Genomic DNA, 19,594 nt, shown 5'->3' with positions numbered 1-19,594 from the left:
TTGTCCAAATAACTCTTGGCGAACAGTGCGGTAATTGATTAGTTCATTTGCCGCACTCCATCTGGAAAAAATTGCTTGTATAGAATCTACAGTAGTCTATATATTAAAAAATACTCATGCCTTTAAAACTTTCTCAACCGCTAAATACTCTAATTAAGACTACTAGATTTTGGCGAGATAACTATTTAATTTTACAAGAATTAAAACACTTTCGTAAGCTTGTCATTCTTGCTTTAGTTTTTTCAGTTTTAGCAGCTACGTTTGAAGGGTTCAGTATTGGTTTTTTACTATCATTTTTGCAAAATTTAACCAGTCCTAATGCTCAACCAATCAAGATAGGGATAGACTGGTTTGATAATTTGGTATTAGGAGCTAATGCACCAGCAGTCAGCCGCCTATATCGGATATCTCTATTAATCTTATTCAGTACTTGGTTACGTGTAGGGTTCAATTACTTTGCACAAGTATATACTGAGTTATGCCAATTAAATCTTAGCGATCGCCTACGCAAACAAATATTTGAACAGTTACAATCTTTATCGTTAAGCTACTTCGCCAAAACTCGTTCTGGTGAACTGATAAACACAATTACCACAGAAATTGAGAGGATAAAGCAAGGTTTTAGTGGTGGGGCATTTTTGCTTACTAAAGGACTGACAACCCTAGTTTACCTCATATCAATGCTCGTACTTTCGTGGCAATTAACAATAATTTCAGTATTGTTATTTACACTTTTAGGTGTGGGATTATCCACTCTAAATGCCAGAGTCAGAGAAGCAAGTTTTGGGATGTCGGTAGCCAACGGTAATTTTACATCAACAGCCATAGAATTTATTAATGGTATTCGTACCGTTCACGCTTCTGGGACGCAAGAATTTGAGCGTGAACGTTATTACAAAGCTAGCGATCGCGTGGTTACCAGTTCCACTAAAGTTATATTAATCTGGACAATGGTGAGGCCAATTGCTGAGGGCATCGCAACTACAGTCCTGGTTGGAATGATTATTTTGGCATTCACTAACTTTGTGATTAATGGGACACTACAAGTAGCTTCCTTGCTAACCTTTTTCTTTGTACTATTTCGCCTTGTACCGTTCGTTCAAGATATTAATGGTACTAGAGCCTTTCTCAGCACTCTCCAAGGTTCAGTCGACAATATTAAAAACCTACTGAGAACTGACGATAAAATTTACTTCCACAACGGGACAGTTCAGTTTCAAAATTTAAAAAGGTCAATCGACTTAGTATCTGTTGATTTTGGCTACGATGCTAATCAACGAGTACTACATAATGTTACGCTTACCATTGAACGAGGAAAAATGACGGCATTAGTGGGAGCATCTGGTGCTGGTAAAACAACACTTGCTGATTTAATTCCCCGATTTTATGATGCTACAGAAGGAAATATTTACATAGATGAAATTGATTTACGACGATTTGAAATAAACTCCCTGCGTTCTAGAATAGCTGTTGTTAGTCAAGATACATTTATTTTCAACACTTCTGTTTGGAATAATATTGCTTACGGTACACCGGGAGCAACTACAGATGAAATTAAAGAAGCTGCCGAAAGAGCGAATGCATTAGAATTTATTTTAGAAATGCCCGAAGGTTTTGACACACAACTAGGAGATAGAGGTGTCAGATTATCTGGAGGACAAAGACAGCGGATTGCAATTGCACGTGCTTTACTGCGCGATCCAGAAATTCTCATTTTAGATGAAGCAACAAGCGCACTTGATTCGGTAACTGAGCGGTTGATTCAAGACTCATTAGAAAAGTTATCTGTTGGTAGAACAGTAATTGCGATCGCTCACCGTTTATCTACTATTGCCAAAGCAGATAAAGTTGTAGTTTTAGAACAAGGACGAATCGTAGAACAAGGTAATTATCAAGAACTACTTGAGCTTCAAGGCAAGTTTTGGAAATATCACCAAATGCAACATCGCTAAGCTTAAAAAATAGACAAAGCTGAGATCAAGCCTTTTTTGAGTATGTATTAATTACAAGTTATTATGGGTTGCAACTACCGCATACACAATTAGCAACCTACACGTTTTTCTAGGCATGACTGTCAATATTTCACCTTCAAAGTTAGCTAAAGTTTCGCTTACTTGTAACACAAATTTAGGTATAGGAGGGCAAGGAGTTTGTTTAGCAAATGCCGCAGCAGGACTCAGCAAAATAGCAGATTTAACTGTATTTTGTGCAGAAATGGAAACGTTTGAAACTAATTTTCCAGTTTATCCTGTTGGCTATTCTCGCTGGAGCAAACGATTACTAGCCACTCCTTTGTTACGTCGTCGCAATGACTTGGCTGTACTACTTAGCGATTTATATTTTGATCAACAGGTAAGCAAAAAATTACAATCCCAACCGTGTGATCTAATTATGGGGGTAGCAGGACAAACTAATTTAGGCTTTAAAACAGCAAAAGCAAAAGGTGCGATCGCTTGGCTATATTGCTTGAATAATTACCTCCCTTTCATGCAAAAACAAATCCAACAAGAGATGCAGTTCCTGGCTGATTCTACTGTGGCAACTATGAATCCGATGATGCTGCAACGCTTCTCAGAAGAGTGTGAGCAAGCTGAGTTAATCGTTGTACTTTCAAATGTTGCTAAACAAACATTTATTGATGCAGGAGTTCCTGCGGAAAAAATTACTGTTATCAATCCTTTTATTAATACTGAAAGGTTCTATCCCGCTCCCAAAAATGATTCTATTTTTCGACCTCTTTATATAGGTACAATCGAACCCCGTAAAGGAGTACAATATTTAATCCCAGCTTTTATACAAGCTAAGATTCCTAATTCGGAGCTTTTATTAATAGGTGGAACATCAACCCGGATTTTGCGGCTTTTTGTTGAAAAAACATTAAATCAGAATTCTAATATCAAACAAGAATTTTGGAATTTTAGCGAGCAAGAACCTGTACAAGTATTCAGTCGTTGCTCAGTACTAGTTTTACCTTCTGTTGAAGATGGTTTCGGGCTAGTAGCACTTGAAGCTATGGCTTGTGGTTTACCTGTAATTGTAACTTCTCATTGTGGTGCAGCAGACTTAGTTCAAGATGGTGTGAATGGATTTATTGTACCGCCCAGAGATGAAATAGCAATTGCTGAGAAATTAGATTTTTTAGCTGCTAATGAATCGATTCGTCAAGAAATGGGTAAAGTCGCTAGAGCTACTGCCCTTGTTTATACTGAAGAACTTTACAAACAACAGCTACAACAAATATTTATAAATCAGGGATTATTGAATTAATTCGTAACTGGTAATTTTTAATTTCTAACATTGTGGATAGTAGAGAGTGGGAATGTCTAAACTAATAGCAGATGCAGCGCAAAAAAAAATTAGCCGAGAAAACTTTGATAAAACATTGATTTATCATTGCTCTGGTTTCAATGTCAATGGAAGTGGCGGCGCTGAAACTTATTTAACTTCTCTAATTAATTATCAACTACCTGATGTGAGCGCAAGCGTCATCAAATCGCTTGATAATATTGACCAGAGCCAGTTCAAATTGCTGCATCTTCACAGCCCAGATTTATTATTGGGACTTACAGGTAAATGCCCTACTGTCTTCACCGTTCACAATCATTCAACATACTGTCCTAGTGGTACAAAATATCTACCAAGTAGGGCTGGAATTTGTGAACGAAATTTTTCTTATCTGGGATGTAGTTGGGGCAAAATAGTAGATGGCTGTGGCAGTCGCAGACCCCAAAAAGCAATTAATGAATTCCAGCACTCTCATCGAGTAATCAATATTTTAAAAACCCTAAAAGTTACTATTATTGCTAATAGTAACTATGTTCGAGAACAATTGATTAGAAATGGTATATCATCTAATAAAATTGTCACCCTACGTTGTGGAACCTCAGTACCACAAATTGCTGCTGCACCCTTAAGTTTAGAAATTCACCAAAAGCATAGAATTTTGTTTGTTGGGCGGATTGTTCCTGATAAAGGGCTAGAATGGCTACTCAAAACTTTAGCAAATACAAATCCACAAATTCAGCTAGATATAGCAGGTGAAGGATGGGATAGACCCCGCTTAGAAAAATTAGCTAGTAAATTAGGATTAAATAACCGGATCACTTGGCATGGTTGGTGTAATAAGGAGCAATTAAATACGCTTTATCAACAGTGCTTTACTGTTATATTCCCCAGTATTTGGCCTGAGCCTGCTGGACTTGTCACTCTAGAAGCTTATGCTCGTTATCGACCTGTAATTGCCAGTGCAGTTGGAGGTATCCCCGAACATTTAGTAGATGGTGAAACTGGTATTCTTGTTCCAGCTAATAATATCAAAAAGCTCGCTGATGTGATTACTGAATTGTTCACAGATTATGAAAAAAGTCGGCGTATCGGTGAACAAGGTCATGCTTTCTTTATGAAAGAACTTACAATGGATGTTCATGTCAAACAACTGCAAGAAATTTATGAGAAAGTAATATTTGAATTTTCTGCATAAGTACATAATAATTCGTAATTGAGACCTAGAAAAATATGTTATCAGATACAGAATATCAACAACCGTTAGTCAGTGTTATTATTCCAACTTATAATCGAGCAGATTATCTAAAGCAAGCGATCGCTAGTGCTGTAAAACAGACTTATCAAAATATTGAAATTATTGTTTCTGATAATTGTAGCCTAGAAAATCCCCAAAGTATTGTCGCATCTTTTAGCGATTCACGCATTCGATTTTGGCGACAACAGCAAAATGTAGGTATGCTTGCTAATCAGTTACACGCCTTCAAAATGGCAAAAGGCAAATATATTGCTAGCCTACATGATGATGATATGTGGAATGAAGACTTTTTAGCAAAGCTTGTACCAGCTTTAGAAGAAAATCCAGAGTCAATTATCGCTTTTTGCGACCACTACATCATCGATAGATATGGCAGCATTAATCATGTTGGAACTGAAGAAAATACACGCAATTACAAACGTAACAAACTCGCAAAAGGAGTTCATCAATCTTTATGTAAAATTGGGTTAGTAGATAAAAGCATACCTACTGCCGCAGCTTGTCTAATTCGCAATGGTCTGATTGATTGGGATAGTATCCCCTCAGAAGTTGGCGGAATGTGGGATTTATATTTAACCTACCTCTGTTGTATATCTGGTTATAGTGCATACTATTATCCAGAAAGATTGACACGATATCGCGCCCATGAGCTTACTGATACAATGCTCAGTGGAAGTCGAGATGTGCAAGCTAAAATTCGCAAAGCTAAAAGCGAAATGTTTTGCTACAAAGTCTTTATGCAAGATACTCGTTTACAAGAATTTAAAGCATACTTCCAACAGCAATGGTTAGCAGCTAATACAACATTAGGAATTGGTTTACTAAGAATTCAACAATCAACAGCAGCACGCCCTTATTTCTTCCAAGCACTCAGCGAACAAAAGTTTAATTTGCGAACCATAACAGCGTTAACTCTCAGCTTTACTCCACGGATATTAGCCAATAAATTGCTAAAAACATCAAAGTAATGTAGCACTTCTATTTAATTGATGAAGGATAATTTATTTAAACGAACCGCTAAGGACACAAAGGGCGCTAAGAGTAACAAGAAAAGATTTTATCAATTACTGAGAACTGCTTTATACCATTTATTTGTGAGGCTGTGTCCCATTTTATCGGCTTCTTTCTTTGTGTCCTTTGCGCCCTTTGTGGTTCGTTCCTCATATAGTTTGGCACATCTTCAAACAGAATTATTATTATATTGATTTTCTGAAAAAAGCCCAATTTTAAACTCTTTTCTTCCTCCGCGCCTCTGCGCCTCTGCGTGAAAAAACATGAAACTTTGTATTGTTACCCACAAAATTAAAAAAGGTGATGGTCAAGGGCGGGTAAACTACGAAGTTGCCAAAGAAGCAATCCGCCGCGGTCACCATCTCACATTATTAGCAAGCGAAATCGCCCCAGAACTAGAAAATCATAGCCAAGTTAACTGGATATCAATTCCAGTTCAAAAGTATCCAACAGAATTCATTCGTAATTTTATCTTTGCTCAAAAAAGTGCGGAATGGTTGCGTAAAAATCGCTCCAGCATTGATTTAGTCAAAGTCAACGGAGCGATTACATTAGCTGCTGCTGATATCAATGCTGTACATTTTGTCCATAGTTCATGGTTGCGATCGCCTGTTCATATTTCTCGCAACCGTCGAGATTTATATGGTTTGTACCAGTGGCTATTTACTGCTTTAAATGCCCGTTGGGAAAAACAAGCTTTCCAAAAAACGCAAGCTGTCGTAGCTGTATCAGAAAAAGTAGCGCAAGAATTAGTCAATATTGGCGTCCCTCGTTCTCACATTCGGGTAATTGTCAATGGAGTTGACTTACAAGAGTTTACCCCTGGTGTGGCTGATCGGCAAAAATTAGGTTTACCAGAGAATGTCATCCTAGCCTTATTTGCTGGAGACATCCGCACACCCAGAAAGAACTTAGACACTGTATTACACGCTCTAGCAAAAGTTCCTGAGTTAAATCTAGTAGTGGTGGGGAACACCGAAGGCAGCCCATTTCCCCAGATGGCGGCGTCTTTAGGGTTAAATGAACGAGTGCATTTTGTCGAATATCGACGTGATATTGCCGAAATGATGCGGGCTGTGGATTTATTTGTATTTCCTTCCCGATATGAAGCTTGCTCACTCGTATTGTTAGAAGCACTTGCTTCTGGACTACCAGTAGTTACAGCCACGGCGACTGGTGGTGCAGAGTTAGTGACATCAGAATGTGGCATCGTCTTGCCTGATTCAGATGATATTGATGCTTTAGCGATCGCATTATCATCCTTAGTGAGCGATCGGCCTCTGATGGAGCAAATGGGGAAAGCCGCTCGCTCCGTTGCCGAACAACATAGCTGGACTACTATGGCACAAACCTATGTGGATCTATTCGAGGAGTTAAGCAAGAATGCGGAACACAGTTCTCATACCGACTTATCGCCGTCCGCAGGATCTCTCACGTTGCCTTTCGGCACTGCGGAAGCAAACTAAACCAGTTGATCAGGCGATTATCGTTGTTCGTGATATAGATACAGAAACTTGGGAATTCCTTGCCCAATTCAATCAGCATGATCTGCCATTGCAAACTGTCACAGTGACGCAACCTGGAGTAGTGGCAGCTCTCAACGCCGGACTAGCAGCTGTAGAAGGTGATATTGTTTCCATTACCGATGATGATGCTGCACCCCATCCAGATTGGTTAGAAAAGATTGCCGCTCACTTTACCTCAGATAGTTGCATTGGCGGTGTAGGTGGGCGTGATTGGATATATCACGGTAGCAAATTAGAAGCTGATTCTCGTCAAATAGTTGGTAAGTTGCAGTGGTTTGGACGAGTCATTGGTAACCATCACTTAGGAGTCGGAGAACCCCGCGAAGTCGATGTTCTCAAAGGCGTAAACATGAGTTTTCGTACCAAGGCTGTTGGACAATTGCGTTTTGATCAACGAATGCGCGGTACAGGAGCGCAAGTACATTTTGAAATGGCATTTACGCTTGCCCTGAAGCGGAGTGGTTGGAAGATAATTTATGATCCTTTAGTAGCTGTAGATCATTTTCCGGCACAACGTTTTGATGAAGATCAGCGGAATAATTTTAACGAAATTGCCTTTATTAATTTAGTTCATAATGAAACTTTAGTTTTACTAGAACATCTGCCACCTCTACGCCGGATTGTATTTTTATTCTGGTCAGTATTTGTTGGTACTTGCGATAGTTTCGGTTTAGTACAATGGCTGAGACTATTGCCCAAACAAGGCATTCTCGCAGGTAAAAAATTATTAGCGTCCTGGCGAGGACGTTGGCAAGGATATAAACAATTCAAAATTAATTCTATTTCTTACTAGCTTCAAACTTTATTTGTATAACAATCTAAAATCTAAAATAGAATGATTTCGCAACAGAGACTTTTTAATAGTTTTTTAAAACAAAACTTTTCACCCCAAGAGCGATCGCCACAAGCTTGGATCGTCATCTTTGGCTTCATATTGTTGACAGTAGCTTGCTATTTTGCTGGTGCAGCTGCGATGTTGCGCCTAATTTATCCAGTGGCTGCTTTGCTAGTAGCCATATTTTTATACTTGCGCCATCCCATCCTCTACATCGGTTTTACTTGGTGGATATGGTTTCTCACACCCTTAGCTACCCGCTTAGTAGACTATCGAGTTGGTTGGGATGCCACCCGCCAGATGCTCATAGCACCCTATTTAGTCGTTTTTGTGACTATTGGGACTTTTTTTCGCCACCTTCCTGCTGCCTATCGCCAAGGTGGTTTACCGTTTCTTTTAGCTTTTGCAGGCGTCTTTTATGGCTTTCTGGTAGGACTGGTTTACAATTCACCAATTCCTGTTGCACGTGGTCTTTTGGATTGGCTCAGTCCAGTTATTTTTGCTTTTCACTTATACACCAATTGGCGAGATTATCCTAGCTATCGCCAGAATTTTCAGCGCGTATTTCTCTGGTGCGTGTTGATTACAGGAGCTTATGGAATATTTCAATTTGTGGTGGCTCCTGAGTGGGATAAGTACTGGCTGATAGAATCAAAACAGTTTAGAAGTTCTGGTAACCCTGTACCATTTGGGATGCGTGTGTGGAGTACAATGCATTCAATTGGGCCGTTTGGTGCTGTCATGCAAGCTGGCCTATTATTATTATTTACCAGTTCAGGAAGTTTAATTTTTCCTGCCTCAGCTGTTGGTTACTTATCTTTCTTACTAACACAAGCACGTACTAACTGGGGCGGTTGGTTGCTAGGAATAATTATGATTATGGGTTCAGTTAAAGCCCGTATTCAAATGCGTTTAATTACTATAATTTTGGTGATGGCAATGTGTGTTGTGCCATTACTTACTATCGAGCCAATTTCTAAAGTTGTGGCGACTCGTTTAGAAACGTTCTCTAATCTTCAAGAAGATGGCAGCTTTAAAGATAGATCAGGAAGCTATGACAAAAACCTGAGTCTAGCTCTTGCTAATGTTCTAGGTAACGGTTTAGGAAACATCTGGAAAGTCAACGAAAAAACCGGACAAATAGAAGTAGTTGTAATTGATAGTGGCATTTTAGATATGTTTTTCACCCTCGGCTGGTTTGGAGCTATTCCTTATATGGGTGGATTAATCTTAATGATTCTGAGCGTCAGCAAGTATGGTGAAGCTCGTTTCGATAGCTTTGTGAGTGCAGCTCGTGCCATTGGCATCAGTTCTTGTACACAGTTACTTATTGGTAGTGGAATGTTGAGTGTCGCTGGCATGATTCTTTGGGGATTTTTGGCTATGGCAATGGCAGCACATAAATACTATCAACATGAAAAAATTACAGGAAAAAGAGTATAAAAGTCATAAACTTAATTTCTCAAACTCTTATTCTCTGTGCCTCTGCGCGACGGACACTTTGCTCAAGTCGGCAGAGCCGCCCACGCAAGTGTCCACCTCTGCGTGAGCCAAATTCATCTTTCTTATATTCTTTCCCTACACCCTTAATAAACTATGAAACTTATAGTAGTAATGCCGCTAGCTGAACAAAAAGGTGGCGGTGAAATGATGCTTTGGGATTTGATGCAGCAAGGACGTAACGCAGGCGTCGAGTGGCTGGTGATATTTTTAGAAGATGGGCCGATGGTAGAACAAGTAAAGTCTCTCGGCATTGATACGCGAATTGTCAAAAGTGGTCGTTTACGCCAAATTCACCGTTTTATTGCCGCTGTTTTTCAGATAGCTGCGATCGCCCGCCGCGAACGTGTAGATGCGATCGTCAATTGGATGTGGATTACTCACATTTCTGGAGGTTTAGCGGCAATGTTGGCGGGGTTACCTGCTGTCTGGTATCAGCTAGAAGTGCCTAGTGACAAAACTTGGTTAGTACGACTCGCAACTTTACTGCCCGCCCGTGCAGTTATCACCCTCTCGAAAGATGGCAAACAGGCACAAGCGCAGATATGGCCCCATAGACCAACACCCTTGGTATATCCTGGTGTAGCACTAGACAGATTTGAGCCTACTAGTCTACCTTCTCCTGAAGAAGCACGCCGGAAGTTGGGCTTACCTCTGCACGGGCCAATAATTGGAATTGTCGGACGATTGCAACGATGGAAAGGAATGCACGTATTGGTGCAAGCGATGCCCAAGGTTTTGCAGAAGTATCCTGATGCCCATTGTGTAGTAGTTGGCGGTAAGCACGATTTAGAACCGGATTACGAGGACTTTTTAAAAGCAGAAATTGCCACCTTGGGACTAAAAGAGAAAGTGATTATGGCTGGACTCCAGCGTAATATCCCGGAGTGGGTGCAGGCAATGGATGTATTTATTCATGCATCAGATAAAGAGCCATTTGGTATTGTGATTATTGAGGCGATGGCGCTGGGTAAACCAGTCATAGCTGGCGATGCAGGCGGGCCAACTGAGATTATTACCAACGGAATTAATGGATTACTAACACCATACGGCGATGCAGATAAATTAGCGATCGCAATTCTCCGCTATCTTGATGAGCAAGAATTTGCCCAAAGTGCAGGAGTAGCTGCACGACAACGCGCCCTCGATTTCTCTACACAAAGTTATGCCGAAAACTTTATTAATACAATTCGTTCTGTAATACCAAGCGTTTCATGAAGAGTGCTGCTCAGTACAAGTTCGCTCAATTTCCGCGCACTTGTGCTGAGCCTGTCCTGAGCGTAGCTGACGCAGCCGAAGTAGTCGAAACTCAGGGCATCGCTTCTGACTCCTGGGTGCTAAATTCTTACGGTAAAACTATCTCGTAAATGAAAATCAGCCTCCGCACCTTTATGAGTTAATGCCCAGTAGCTCACCTCACCATCTCTATATTTAATAACAGTAGTAATGGCAACTTCAAGGGGTTGGTCTGCTGAAACAATTTTATTTAAATCGACATTTAAAGCAAGTGTTAAACAATCAGATTGATTATTGACGCTAAACGGGAGTTTGATAAAAGCTGTTTCCTCTTGCATCCCTTGACGATAGCTATCAAAGCGATAGATATTCCAATGTCCAGCAGGCGAAAGGTTAAATTCCCAATACTGTTGAGAATTCTTTATCCCAAGGAAAAACTCAAAACAGGTATCTTTCCACAATTCATGCTTTCGCGTTGATGTATCTGCTGGTGGGGCTATAATAACTTCTTGGATATCGCCTGCAAGGGTGTAGCTGATAGTAAGTTGATTAGCATTTCGGAAAATATTGCTTGCAATTTTCAAATTTGGTAAGGACTTAGTAGACGGAAAAACTTCCAGAGAAAAGGTTTGCTCATTCATTTCATATCCTGAATAATTGCGCGAATTATTGTTTCTTGAGATTCAATACTTTCAGTGAGCTTAAACTGAACCAGCGCCCTAGCCAAATTGTGTTCTGAATGCTTGACTTTAAAATAGACATTCCCAGCTAAATAATCAGCAAAGAATCTCAATCCTAATTCAAAAGTGATGAGACGAATAGCATCGTATATATATGCATAGTCATTTTCGGTGAGAAACGCTTTTGCTACAGAGAGATAGCCTTGTAAAATTCCCTGACATAAATCTGTATCGAAATAAACACTTTCCCACTGTTCGGTTTCTTCTCCGGTAAGATTACAACCCGATCGCAAGCAATCACCAATGTCATAATGTACCAGCCCAGGCTTAACGGTGTCGAGGTCGATCACACTAACGGCTTGCTGGGTAGTAGTGTCGAACATCACATTGTTAATTTTTGGATCACCGTGCATTAAACGCAGTGGTAAGATACCTGATGCTTTTGCGTTTTCGAGAATATGTGCAAAAGATTTGCGATCGCTCACAAACTGTAAGCAATAATTAACTTCAGGCGATTGGGGCGGCGTAGCTTTTGCTAGAACTTCCTCGTAATGCTCAAGGTAACGTGGCGTAATGTGGAATCCTTCGAGGGTGTCAGCGAGTTTTTCCGGGGGTAAGTCGCTGATGAGATTGTGGAACATCCCCAGAGCATAGCCGATTTCTTTAGCGTGTGAGCGATCTGCCATGATGTCGAAAGATTGGGAGTTTGAAATAAAGCTAATTGCCCGCCAAAATGACCCTTCTGTATCTTTCCAATGGTCTTGAGCATCCTTAGTTAGTAGTACACGCGGCATTTCCCAACGACGGTTGAGGGGATTACTCTGTAAACGCTTGCGAACATGGTCAGTGAAGGTACACATATTCTGCATAATCAATTGAGGCTGACGAAACACCTGCGTGTTGATGCGTTGCAGGACAAAATGCTTTTCGTCTGGGGAATCTAGAGTCACTAGGAAGGTGTCATTAATATTGCCACTACCAAATGCTTGAACAGCTGTAACCTTTCCTTGAAGCGTGAATTGGTCGGCAATAGCAACAAGATTGTCCGTAACCTGTGTTATGAGATTTTCTGTCATCTTCGTGTTTGACCTGCGCTAACTCCTCACATACATTGCACAAAGGCAATAGGGGATATAGTAGCGTAAGTCTTGCGTTAGAGTGCGATCGCTCCGTGCTAATTCAACGTGAGTGCGATGGAACCTAACCCCAACCCCTTCCCTACAAGGGAAGGGGCAAAAAAGCTACAACATAGTATGAAAAAATAGGCTTTTTAAGCCTCTCCCCGAAACGGAGAGAGGTTTGGAGAGGGGTTATTCTGAATCTGTCGAACTGATGCTAATTCAGTAGTTAGGAAATCTCGTCTTGATCAACCCACTCATCATAAGATGAGTCATAATCTATATAGTGAATAAAGTAGCGATTGAAAGGTTAAAAGAAGTCGGAGATTTCCTAATTCCCGATCCTATCTCTATCTTGGATGATGATCCTAAATCTCAAGCCGCAGAGGAATTTGAGAAATTAGCGCAAGAAGTAATGCAGCTTGCACATATTTAGTTAGTTCAAGGTAATAATCATGGAACTCTTAACCTCAATCGTTGACATTGATAGTATTCAAGTAAAAAAAACACAATTTGATCCTACACAGAAAGCAACTCAAATTGAAGCTTTGGCGAATACGATTATTTCTCTAGGGGGTTTAGTTAATGTGCCTGTAGTGCAGCAAATTAATGTAGATAATTATGAACTAATTTCAGGCTATTTAGAATATTATGCATATCATAAAGCACGTCAAATCAATCCTCGTGTACCTGACCGTATAACAGTCTTTGTATCTAATAAAAAGAACCAAGAGGCAATTCGCCAGCAACTAGAGATTTTACAAGTAATAGAAGATACTCAGCAAAACACTTCTCAATTTACAACCCCAAAACAATCTGAAATTGATTTGCAGATTAAGAATCTAGAGTCTTTCATCAATAATAATAATAAACTTGTTTTTACGGTTATCGAGCAACATAAAGCTGAATTACTTGCAGCATTTGAAGCAAGATTGCCTCAAGCGATTCCTCTTATGGATGCATTTAACCGGATTTTAGAACCCGAAATTGCGTATAAGGTACAACGCAAGCTGGAATTATTTCTTAATGCCAGCAAAGCAAAGAAAGTTTTGGCGCAGTTACAAGAAGTTAGTAAAAGTAAAAATCATCAACCCTTCCAGACTTTTTCTGAAATATTGGACATACTGAGAGAACAACAGAAAGGTAGATCAGTGAGACTAATATCTGAAGGAAAGATGATACAAATTATAGACCGCTGGAATGATTAATAGCTTACATCCCATATGCGGCAATTTGACTCATTACATCATTATTTGTGATGTAATGAGTCAAATTGCAAATAAAAAAATTAGACTGCGTGATCACCCCATGCTTTAAAGCTTATTACTGTTAGGTACTTTGGCGTTGAGCGATTTGCATTAATAACCGTAATGTTTCGTTGACAGACTCAGCAGTTGGAAATGCCTGTGCTACATCAGGATCAAGCAACACGAGATTAGTTACGGCTTTGTAGCGTTCTGCATACTTGCCGCGAACACCGCCTGTCATGTGAGAAAAGTAGTATTCAGGACGTAGTTCATCCTCTAACTCGTTTTCATTCTCCTTGTTCATAAAACCTCCGCTCTTGACGTGTTGCTTCTCTTACGCTGATTAACGTCTACCCACCCCCTGGAAAAATCCTACTCAAGTTCAACAATGTATCTTCAAACCGAGGAATTACCACTGACTGGTTAGGTAGATAAATCTGCTTGCTGAGATAGTTGAACTTACCTTGAACGTTTTGATAAGGCTGACAGTAATGCTCAAGTTGGTCACCATTTAAGTTGACAATCCAGTAATCAGAAATTCCGGCTTCCGCGTACAGTTCTAGTTTTTTTGTTTGGTCATAAGTCAATGTGGAATCTGAAATTTCCACAACAAGCAGAACATCTTCAGGATAAGGATGATGAGCTAGATAATCTTCATATTTTCCTCGTGCAATGACAACATCTGGCTCAGGTTCACTTTGATTGGATAAAGTAATGGGATCTTGTCCACGGATCACCGCCTTATCTCCTAAAAGCCGATCCAGTTGGCGGCATAAGATAGAACCGCATACTGTATGAGGCGTTCCTTTTGCTACCATCTGCATTAGTTCTCCACGAATTAATTCAATGCGATCGCCCTCCTTCAAAAATCCGAGTTCAATCAGTTGATGATATTCGTCAATTGTGAATCGCTTAGGTGTCACAACATTCATGAGACATTCACCAAATAGAACTGCTTTCACTTTAACTTTTAAGCTGACTGTGAACCCAACGCCTCAAACTGCTGCCAACAAAGGTACAACGCCCGCGGTACGTGAAAGCAACCTTTCCATTTGCCGCCTTTAAGATTCAACAGCACTTCCCCACGACGATTGAGGTAGCCGAACCATTCGCCGTATTCTGGATCGGCAAAGTGCGACCAACTGTAATCGTGCATTTTTTGATACCATTCCCGACAAGCTTCACGCCCTGTCAAGCGATCGCCCATTGCCAATGCAACTAAAGATTCTAGATGAACCCACCACAGCTTTTGATCCCATTCCAGTTGCTGTGGTGGATGTCCATGTGCATCCATAAAGTAATATAAACCGCCGTACTCACTATCCCAGGCAAAATTCAAGATGTTTAGCACTACATCAACAGCTTGGTTAATAGTTTTAGTGTCGTTTTTCCGGCGGGCGATGTCCATAATAAACCACATGGCTTCGATGCCGTGGCCTGGGTTAATTAACCGTCCTTCAAAACTATCAATGTGAGAACCATCTGGGGCAACACTTTCGTACATTAATCCGCGTTCTTGGTCGAGAAAATCGCTCATTACTTCTCGGACAGTTTCAGCTAAGACACTTTCTAGGGTTTCTTCAGGTAGCAACCATTCCATTTCTAGAGTTAGGTTGGCTAAAATCATCGGCACAGCTAATGATTTCATCGGGCGCGTGCCAGGATAGGTTTTATTATATTTGCCTTTCGGGTTATCCTTGCGGCGTAAAACGTTGTTATAAGCTTGCATTGCCACATCCTTAGCCCATTCTTCACCAGAAGCAAGGGCATATTGACTAAATGCCATCGCTGCAAAGCAATCAGAAAAGATATTGTAAGGCTGAACTAAAGGCTGTCCTTCACGCGTGAGCGCAAAATACCAGTTTCCCTCAGTATCTCTGCCATGTTGAGCGAGAAATTTAGCACCATTACTTGCAATTTTTAACCAGTTTTCGCGTTTTTCTAACTGGTTGTAAAGCATGGAAAAAGTCCATACTTGGCGGTTTTGCAGCCAAATAAATTTATCTGTATCATAAACTTTGCCTTCGCGATCAAGGCAGGTGAAATAACCGCCTTGTTCCCAGTCAAGCGAATGTTTTTCCCAAAATGGCAGTACATCGTTAAGAAGCGCGTTTTTGTAAAGTTCAGCAAGTTCTTGAAAGTGATGTTTCATAAATTTCTTCCGCTTTCATCCCAAAACCAACAGCGATAATTATCACCTTGCTGCGGTTCGACTACAAGTGTACTCAGTAAGCCAACCTAATTAAACATAAAATGCTTTTAGGCTCGTAGTAGCGCTTTAGCACTGAAGCGCTACTACAAACTTTTATTGAAGTTAGTTAAATTTTTGGTTTTGCGCTACTTTCTTTGTCACTTCTAAAAACTTTTGCAGAACTACAGATGAATCATCACGCCGCCAAACTACAGCTAGTTGCAGAATTAAGTTTTCTCCTTGAATTGGTCTGTAGACAACACCTTTTCGCTGTAGACTTTGGGCATTGGCAGGAAGCAATGTCACCCCAACTCCACCTGCAACTGAGCTGAGTACAGTTATCATCCATGTTGCTTCTTGTACTACTTTTGGGGAAAAACCTACTTGCTGACAAAGGCTAATAATCGGACTATATGATGGTACTAGGTCGGTTGGAGGTAAAACAAAAGGTTCGTTTGCCAATGCAATTAGGGGAATCTGAGATTGATCTGCTAGAGGATGCGTTTCTGGTAAAGCAACGACTAAAGGCTCTTGCAAAATTGGTAGAAAATTTAAAGTATCATCATTTAAATTTACATTGGGCAATCTCTCAAAAGCAACATCGATTTGGCGATCGCGCAGTTGACTTACCTGCTGGGAAGAACTTACTTCACGCAACACCAATATCACCTCTGGAAATAAAGGGTGAAACATTTGCAGAATGTCTGGTAGAACGCTATTAGCAACAGAACTATTAGTTCCCACCACCAAGCGTCCAATTTCACCCCTGCTGACTTTTTGGGCAGAAGTAATTGCTTGTTCCAATTGAGTAAACACCAAATATGCTTCTGCTAAAAAGACTTGTCCAGCAGTAGTTAACTGTAGCGGACGTTTTTTACGTTCAAATAGTTTTAGCCCTAGTTCTGCTTCTAGCGCCTGGATTTGTTGGCTCAAAGGTGGTTGAGCAATATGTAAGCGTTCTGCTGCACGGCTAAAGTTCAATTCTTCAGCTACAGCGATAAAGTACCGTAGATGTCGAAGTTCTATCATTGCCATAGCTACTATATTTTTTATATATACTATAGTCATTAACAAAATATTTGACATATAGTAGCATTTTGATTATTCTAATCTCTAAGAGAAGGAAAATAATAACTCCTTACTCCTGTACAGACGTGGTTAATCGCGTCTCTACTCATAACTCCACACAGCGCTATTTCCTGGTTTAAAGTTACCAATAATACAATTGATTAGAGGATGTAATGCCATTAGGCATTGAATTAGACTTCTTGAAAGCCTGTATATTTCTGCCTTTATAAAGGATTTTACTTTTCTTTTCAGCTTTGAATACTTGAGGTCTTTATGAGCCAAATCGAGCGTGTAGCAATCGTTGGAGGCAATCACGGTAATGAATTAACAGGAGTACATTTAGTTAAGAAGTTTCAGCAGTATCCTGATTTAGTCAACAGATCAAGTTTTACAACTCTGACATTGCTAGGAAATCTCAAAGCCATTGAAGAAGGTAAACGATACATTGATAAAGATTTAAATCGTTGCTTCACTAATCAAGGATTGCAAAATTCTCAACTCTCAAGCTACGAAGAGCAGCGAGCAAAAGAAATTCAACAGATACTGGAACCACAAAATCAACCACCAGTGGATGTAATTGTTGATTTACATAGCACAACTGCCAATATGGGGTTAACTCTGATTTTTTGTGATTTACATCCTTTTTTACTACGATTAGGAGCTTATTTAAGTTCGGTAAATACTTTGGTAAAAGTATGTATTAATCCGCAATCTAGAGAAAGTGGTTATCTGCGTTCTCTCTCGAAATTGGGTTTCGTGATAGAAGTTGGTGCTGTGGCTCAAAATGTCTTAAATGCAGAATTGTTTCAACAAACTGAACAGCTAATTTATGCGAGTTTAGATTATTTAGAAAAGTTGAATAAAGGTAATATTCCGCAAACAAACAGTACGCTGACACTCTATAAATATATTAGCACTGTTGATTATCCCAGAGATGAGCATGGTGATATTAAAGCTATGATTCATCCCCAGCTTCAGTTTAGAGATTATCAACCCCTGAATCCTGGTGAGCCAATATTTATCACTTTTGAAGGCAAAGATATTCTCTATGAGGGAACCAATACTGTTTATCCAATTTTTATTAATGAAGCAGCGTACTACGAGAAAGGAATTGCTATGTATTTAACTCAAAAACAACAAGAGGTAGTTTAGTACAGTTACTGCCATAACTAATTTATGTATTAGAACTCATAAGGAAACTATATCTGAAAAAGCTTCAGGTTGTTTTGGTTGTTTAGGTACTATAGTTTTTTTCGTTTTTATCGGTTCTATTTTATTTGGCGTTGGGGATATTACAGTAAAAATTGGAAATATAGGGTATTGTTGTAAATCTATCATACAAAGTTATACCAATTATAAAAAAGAATGCAACCAATAGTCCATTTGTAGAGACGCGATGCATCGCGTCTTCACCCAAGAATGTGTTGCAATCATTAATTGAATTGGTATTATTTATTAATTAAATAATCTTCCGTTTTCATTACTTTAAGAACATCATAGTTAATGATTAATTCACGGTAAACAGCTAGTGTTTCGGCATTCACCCGCGCTGCGCTGAACCGTTCTAAGTTTTGTTTGGCGCGGCTTTTCCACTTATGCAGTTGCTTAGGATCGCTAAGTAATTGTGCCAAAGTAGCTGCCAAAGTTTGACTATCTTTAGGTGGTATTAGAATACCAGCTTGCCGATTATCTAAAGTCTCTGGAATACCATCGACATCAGTGGCGATAATTGCACAACCTGCTTCCCGTGCCTCTGTCAGCACTAGACCAAAAGATTCACAGTGTGAAGCTAGGACGAATATATCTGTTGCTAGCATATAACGTTGCGGTTCAGGCTGGAAACCTTCAAAATGAATGCGATTCCTAAAAGATGTTTTTTCCACCATCGCCTCGAATGTTGAGCGATCAGGCCCGTCTCCTACTAGATATAGATGTGCTTGTGGAAAATCTGCGGCAATCTTGGTGAACGCTTCGATTAACTCAGCGATGCCTTTGCGGTGATACATCCCGGCAACAGTAGCGATCGCTGGACGATGTAGCGGCAAAGGTTGATAATCTTTTAGACTCTGATGTCGCGGACTACCCAATGTCCCATTAGCAACTACCCGCAACTTTTTCTCTGAGACACCACGTCGTACCATCGAATCAGCCACGGCGTTACTAACTGCAATTACTCGATCAGCCAATCCCATTAGTACAGCGCTACGCTGAAACTCATTGTGTACAGTAGAAACTAAACCATATTTATAGCCGTTTCTCAGAATCCCTGCTAGTACAACTCCTGTCATCATATGTGCATGGACAATATCTGGCTGAAACTCTTGCACTATTTCTTGATAACGCCATGCAGCTTTAATTAAATTTAATGGATTTCGTGACTGGTCTAGTTCAAAGTGTCTAACACCATAATTTCTAAGTAAAGTTTTATATTGTCCATCAGCAGACGCCACAGCAACATCATGACCGTTTTGTGTTTGTAGACAAGCTAAGTCTACTGCCACATTCACAATCCCATTACCGATTTGCTGCACATGATTAGTAATATGTAATACTCGCATTTAAATTTTCTCCACAGCGGTCACTTGTAGCGAATTGATAATGCTTATACCAATTCAATTAATGATTGCAACACATCCTTGGGT

18 protein-coding genes are annotated in these 19,594 nt (G+C 40.0%); 11 read left to right on the top strand and 7 right to left on the bottom strand.

Going from position 1 to position 19,594, the window contains the following annotated elements; genetic code table 11:
- Nucleotides 1–116: 116 nt before the first annotated feature.
- The 8 genes from hepA to WKK05_RS25535 all read left to right on the top strand — a co-directional run bounded on the left by hepA (nucleotide 117) and on the right by WKK05_RS25535 (nucleotide 10,630).
- A complete protein-coding gene (hepA, locus tag WKK05_RS25570; protein ID WP_341525852.1) occupies nucleotides 117–1,952 on the top strand; it encodes a heterocyst formation ABC transporter subunit HepA in 1,836 nt (611 codons plus the stop codon).
- Between the two features lie 115 nt (nucleotides 1,953–2,067).
- Nucleotides 2,068–3,267, top strand: a complete 1,200-nt coding sequence (locus tag WKK05_RS25565; RefSeq protein WP_341525851.1) for a glycosyltransferase family 4 protein — start codon at nucleotides 2,068–2,070, stop codon at nucleotides 3,265–3,267.
- A gap of 52 nt (nucleotides 3,268–3,319) precedes the next feature.
- Nucleotides 3,320–4,480, top strand: coding sequence for a glycosyltransferase family 4 protein (locus tag WKK05_RS25560; protein WP_341525850.1), 1,161 nt, complete (start codon nucleotides 3,320–3,322; stop codon nucleotides 4,478–4,480).
- Nucleotides 4,481–4,515: 35 nt separating this feature from the next.
- Complete coding sequence (locus tag WKK05_RS25555) at nucleotides 4,516–5,508, top strand: glycosyltransferase family 2 protein (protein WP_341525849.1); 993 nt, start codon at nucleotides 4,516–4,518, stop codon at nucleotides 5,506–5,508.
- 306 nt (nucleotides 5,509–5,814) lie between these two features.
- Nucleotides 5,815–7,017: a glycosyltransferase family 4 protein gene (locus WKK05_RS25550; RefSeq protein WP_341525848.1), complete on the top strand. Its 1,203-nt coding sequence runs from the start codon at nucleotides 5,815–5,817 to the stop codon at nucleotides 7,015–7,017.
- Nucleotides 6,935–7,870 (top strand): glycosyltransferase, encoded by a 936-nt coding sequence (locus WKK05_RS25545; protein WP_341525847.1) that lies wholly within the window; start codon nucleotides 6,935–6,937, stop codon nucleotides 7,868–7,870. Before WKK05_RS25550 ends, WKK05_RS25545 begins: the two co-directional genes overlap by 83 nt.
- Nucleotides 7,871–7,912: 42 nt before the next feature.
- Complete coding sequence (locus WKK05_RS25540) at nucleotides 7,913–9,355, top strand: O-antigen ligase domain-containing protein (RefSeq protein ID WP_341525846.1); 1,443 nt, start codon at nucleotides 7,913–7,915, stop codon at nucleotides 9,353–9,355.
- A gap of 153 nt (nucleotides 9,356–9,508) precedes the next feature.
- Nucleotides 9,509–10,630: a glycosyltransferase family 4 protein gene (locus WKK05_RS25535; protein WP_341525845.1), complete on the top strand. Its 1,122-nt coding sequence runs from the start codon at nucleotides 9,509–9,511 to the stop codon at nucleotides 10,628–10,630.
- A 119-nt stretch (nucleotides 10,631–10,749) separates the two neighbouring features.
- Here WKK05_RS25535 and WKK05_RS25530 read toward each other — a convergent pair whose 3' ends face one another.
- Nucleotides 10,750–11,289, bottom strand: a complete 540-nt coding sequence (locus tag WKK05_RS25530; RefSeq protein WP_341525844.1) for a DOMON-like domain-containing protein — start codon at nucleotides 11,287–11,289, stop codon at nucleotides 10,750–10,752.
- Nucleotides 11,286–12,404: an aminoglycoside phosphotransferase family protein gene (locus WKK05_RS25525; RefSeq protein ID WP_341525843.1), complete on the bottom strand. Its 1,119-nt coding sequence runs from the start codon at nucleotides 12,402–12,404 to the stop codon at nucleotides 11,286–11,288. Before WKK05_RS25525 ends, WKK05_RS25530 begins: the two co-directional genes overlap by 4 nt.
- A 328-nt stretch (nucleotides 12,405–12,732) precedes the next feature.
- Between WKK05_RS25525 and WKK05_RS25520 the strand changes: the two genes are divergently transcribed.
- Nucleotides 12,733–12,882: a hypothetical protein gene (locus WKK05_RS25520; RefSeq protein ID WP_341525842.1), complete on the top strand. Its 150-nt coding sequence runs from the start codon at nucleotides 12,733–12,735 to the stop codon at nucleotides 12,880–12,882.
- A gap of 19 nt (nucleotides 12,883–12,901) precedes the next feature.
- Nucleotides 12,902–13,654, top strand: a complete 753-nt coding sequence (locus WKK05_RS25515) for a hypothetical protein (protein ID WP_341525841.1) — start codon at nucleotides 12,902–12,904, stop codon at nucleotides 13,652–13,654.
- 121 nt (nucleotides 13,655–13,775) lie between these two features.
- Here WKK05_RS25515 and WKK05_RS25510 read toward each other — a convergent pair whose 3' ends face one another.
- The 4 genes from WKK05_RS25510 to WKK05_RS25495 all read right to left on the bottom strand — a co-directional run bounded on the left by WKK05_RS25510 (nucleotide 13,776) and on the right by WKK05_RS25495 (nucleotide 16,919).
- Nucleotides 13,776–13,997 (bottom strand): hypothetical protein, encoded by a 222-nt coding sequence (locus WKK05_RS25510; protein ID WP_341525840.1) that lies wholly within the window; start codon nucleotides 13,995–13,997, stop codon nucleotides 13,776–13,778.
- 46 nt (nucleotides 13,998–14,043) lie between these two features.
- On the bottom strand, nucleotides 14,044–14,625 hold the full coding sequence (locus WKK05_RS25505) for a Uma2 family endonuclease (protein WP_341525839.1): 582 nt from the start codon (nucleotides 14,623–14,625) through the stop codon (nucleotides 14,044–14,046).
- A 38-nt stretch (nucleotides 14,626–14,663) separates the two neighbouring features.
- Nucleotides 14,664–15,845 (bottom strand): AGE family epimerase/isomerase, encoded by a 1,182-nt coding sequence (locus WKK05_RS25500; RefSeq protein ID WP_341525838.1) that lies wholly within the window; start codon nucleotides 15,843–15,845, stop codon nucleotides 14,664–14,666.
- A 162-nt stretch (nucleotides 15,846–16,007) separates the two neighbouring features.
- A complete protein-coding gene (locus WKK05_RS25495) occupies nucleotides 16,008–16,919 on the bottom strand; it encodes a LysR substrate-binding domain-containing protein (RefSeq protein ID WP_341525837.1) in 912 nt (303 codons plus the stop codon).
- Nucleotides 16,920–17,225: 306 nt separating this feature from the next.
- On the opposite strand from WKK05_RS25495, the gene WKK05_RS25490 reads away from it, so the two are divergent.
- Nucleotides 17,226–18,104 carry an aspartoacylase gene (locus tag WKK05_RS25490; protein ID WP_341525836.1) on the top strand — a complete coding sequence of 293 codons (879 nt, stop codon included), beginning with the start codon at nucleotides 17,226–17,228 and terminating at the stop codon, nucleotides 18,102–18,104.
- Nucleotides 18,105–18,400: 296 nt separating this feature from the next.
- On the opposite strand, the gene WKK05_RS25485 is transcribed toward WKK05_RS25490, so the two are convergent.
- Entirely contained in the window at nucleotides 18,401–19,510 is a 1,110-nt protein-coding gene (locus WKK05_RS25485) for a glycosyltransferase family 4 protein (RefSeq protein WP_341525835.1), read from the bottom strand.
- Nucleotides 19,511–19,594 lie beyond the last annotated feature (84 nt).

Source organism: Nostoc sp. UHCC 0302 (genome assembly GCF_038096175.1).
Lineage (GTDB): Bacteria > Cyanobacteriota > Cyanobacteriia > Cyanobacteriales > Nostocaceae > UHCC-0302.
This window is presented reverse-complemented; position numbering and strand designations above follow the sequence as displayed.

Coding starts and splice junctions, on each gene's coding strand:
- hepA (WP_341525852.1), top strand. CDS start 117: ATGCCTTTAAAACTTTCTCAACCGCTAAATACTCTAATTAAGACTACT.
- WKK05_RS25535 (WP_341525845.1), top strand. CDS start 9,509: ATGAAACTTATAGTAGTAATGCCGCTAGCTGAACAAAAAGGTGGCGGT.
- WKK05_RS25550 (WP_341525848.1), top strand. CDS start 5,815: ATGAAACTTTGTATTGTTACCCACAAAATTAAAAAAGGTGATGGTCAA.
- WKK05_RS25530 (WP_341525844.1), bottom strand. CDS start 11,289: ATGAATGAGCAAACCTTTTCTCTGGAAGTTTTTCCGTCTACTAAGTCC.
- WKK05_RS25525 (WP_341525843.1), bottom strand. CDS start 12,404: ATGACAGAAAATCTCATAACACAGGTTACGGACAATCTTGTTGCTATT.
- WKK05_RS25485 (WP_341525835.1), bottom strand. CDS start 19,510: ATGCGAGTATTACATATTACTAATCATGTGCAGCAAATCGGTAATGGG.
- WKK05_RS25490 (WP_341525836.1), top strand. CDS start 17,226: ATGAGCCAAATCGAGCGTGTAGCAATCGTTGGAGGCAATCACGGTAAT.
- WKK05_RS25495 (WP_341525837.1), bottom strand. CDS start 16,919: ATGGCAATGATAGAACTTCGACATCTACGGTACTTTATCGCTGTAGCT.
- WKK05_RS25510 (WP_341525840.1), bottom strand. CDS start 13,997: ATGAACAAGGAGAATGAAAACGAGTTAGAGGATGAACTACGTCCTGAA.
- WKK05_RS25505 (WP_341525839.1), bottom strand. CDS start 14,625: ATGAATGTTGTGACACCTAAGCGATTCACAATTGACGAATATCATCAA.
- WKK05_RS25540 (WP_341525846.1), top strand. CDS start 7,913: ATGATTTCGCAACAGAGACTTTTTAATAGTTTTTTAAAACAAAACTTT.
- WKK05_RS25515 (WP_341525841.1), top strand. CDS start 12,902: ATGGAACTCTTAACCTCAATCGTTGACATTGATAGTATTCAAGTAAAA.
- WKK05_RS25565 (WP_341525851.1), top strand. CDS start 2,068: ATGACTGTCAATATTTCACCTTCAAAGTTAGCTAAAGTTTCGCTTACT.
- WKK05_RS25555 (WP_341525849.1), top strand. CDS start 4,516: ATGTTATCAGATACAGAATATCAACAACCGTTAGTCAGTGTTATTATT.
- WKK05_RS25545 (WP_341525847.1), top strand. CDS start 6,935: ATGCGGAACACAGTTCTCATACCGACTTATCGCCGTCCGCAGGATCTC.
- WKK05_RS25560 (WP_341525850.1), top strand. CDS start 3,320: ATGTCTAAACTAATAGCAGATGCAGCGCAAAAAAAAATTAGCCGAGAA.
- WKK05_RS25500 (WP_341525838.1), bottom strand. CDS start 15,845: ATGAAACATCACTTTCAAGAACTTGCTGAACTTTACAAAAACGCGCTT.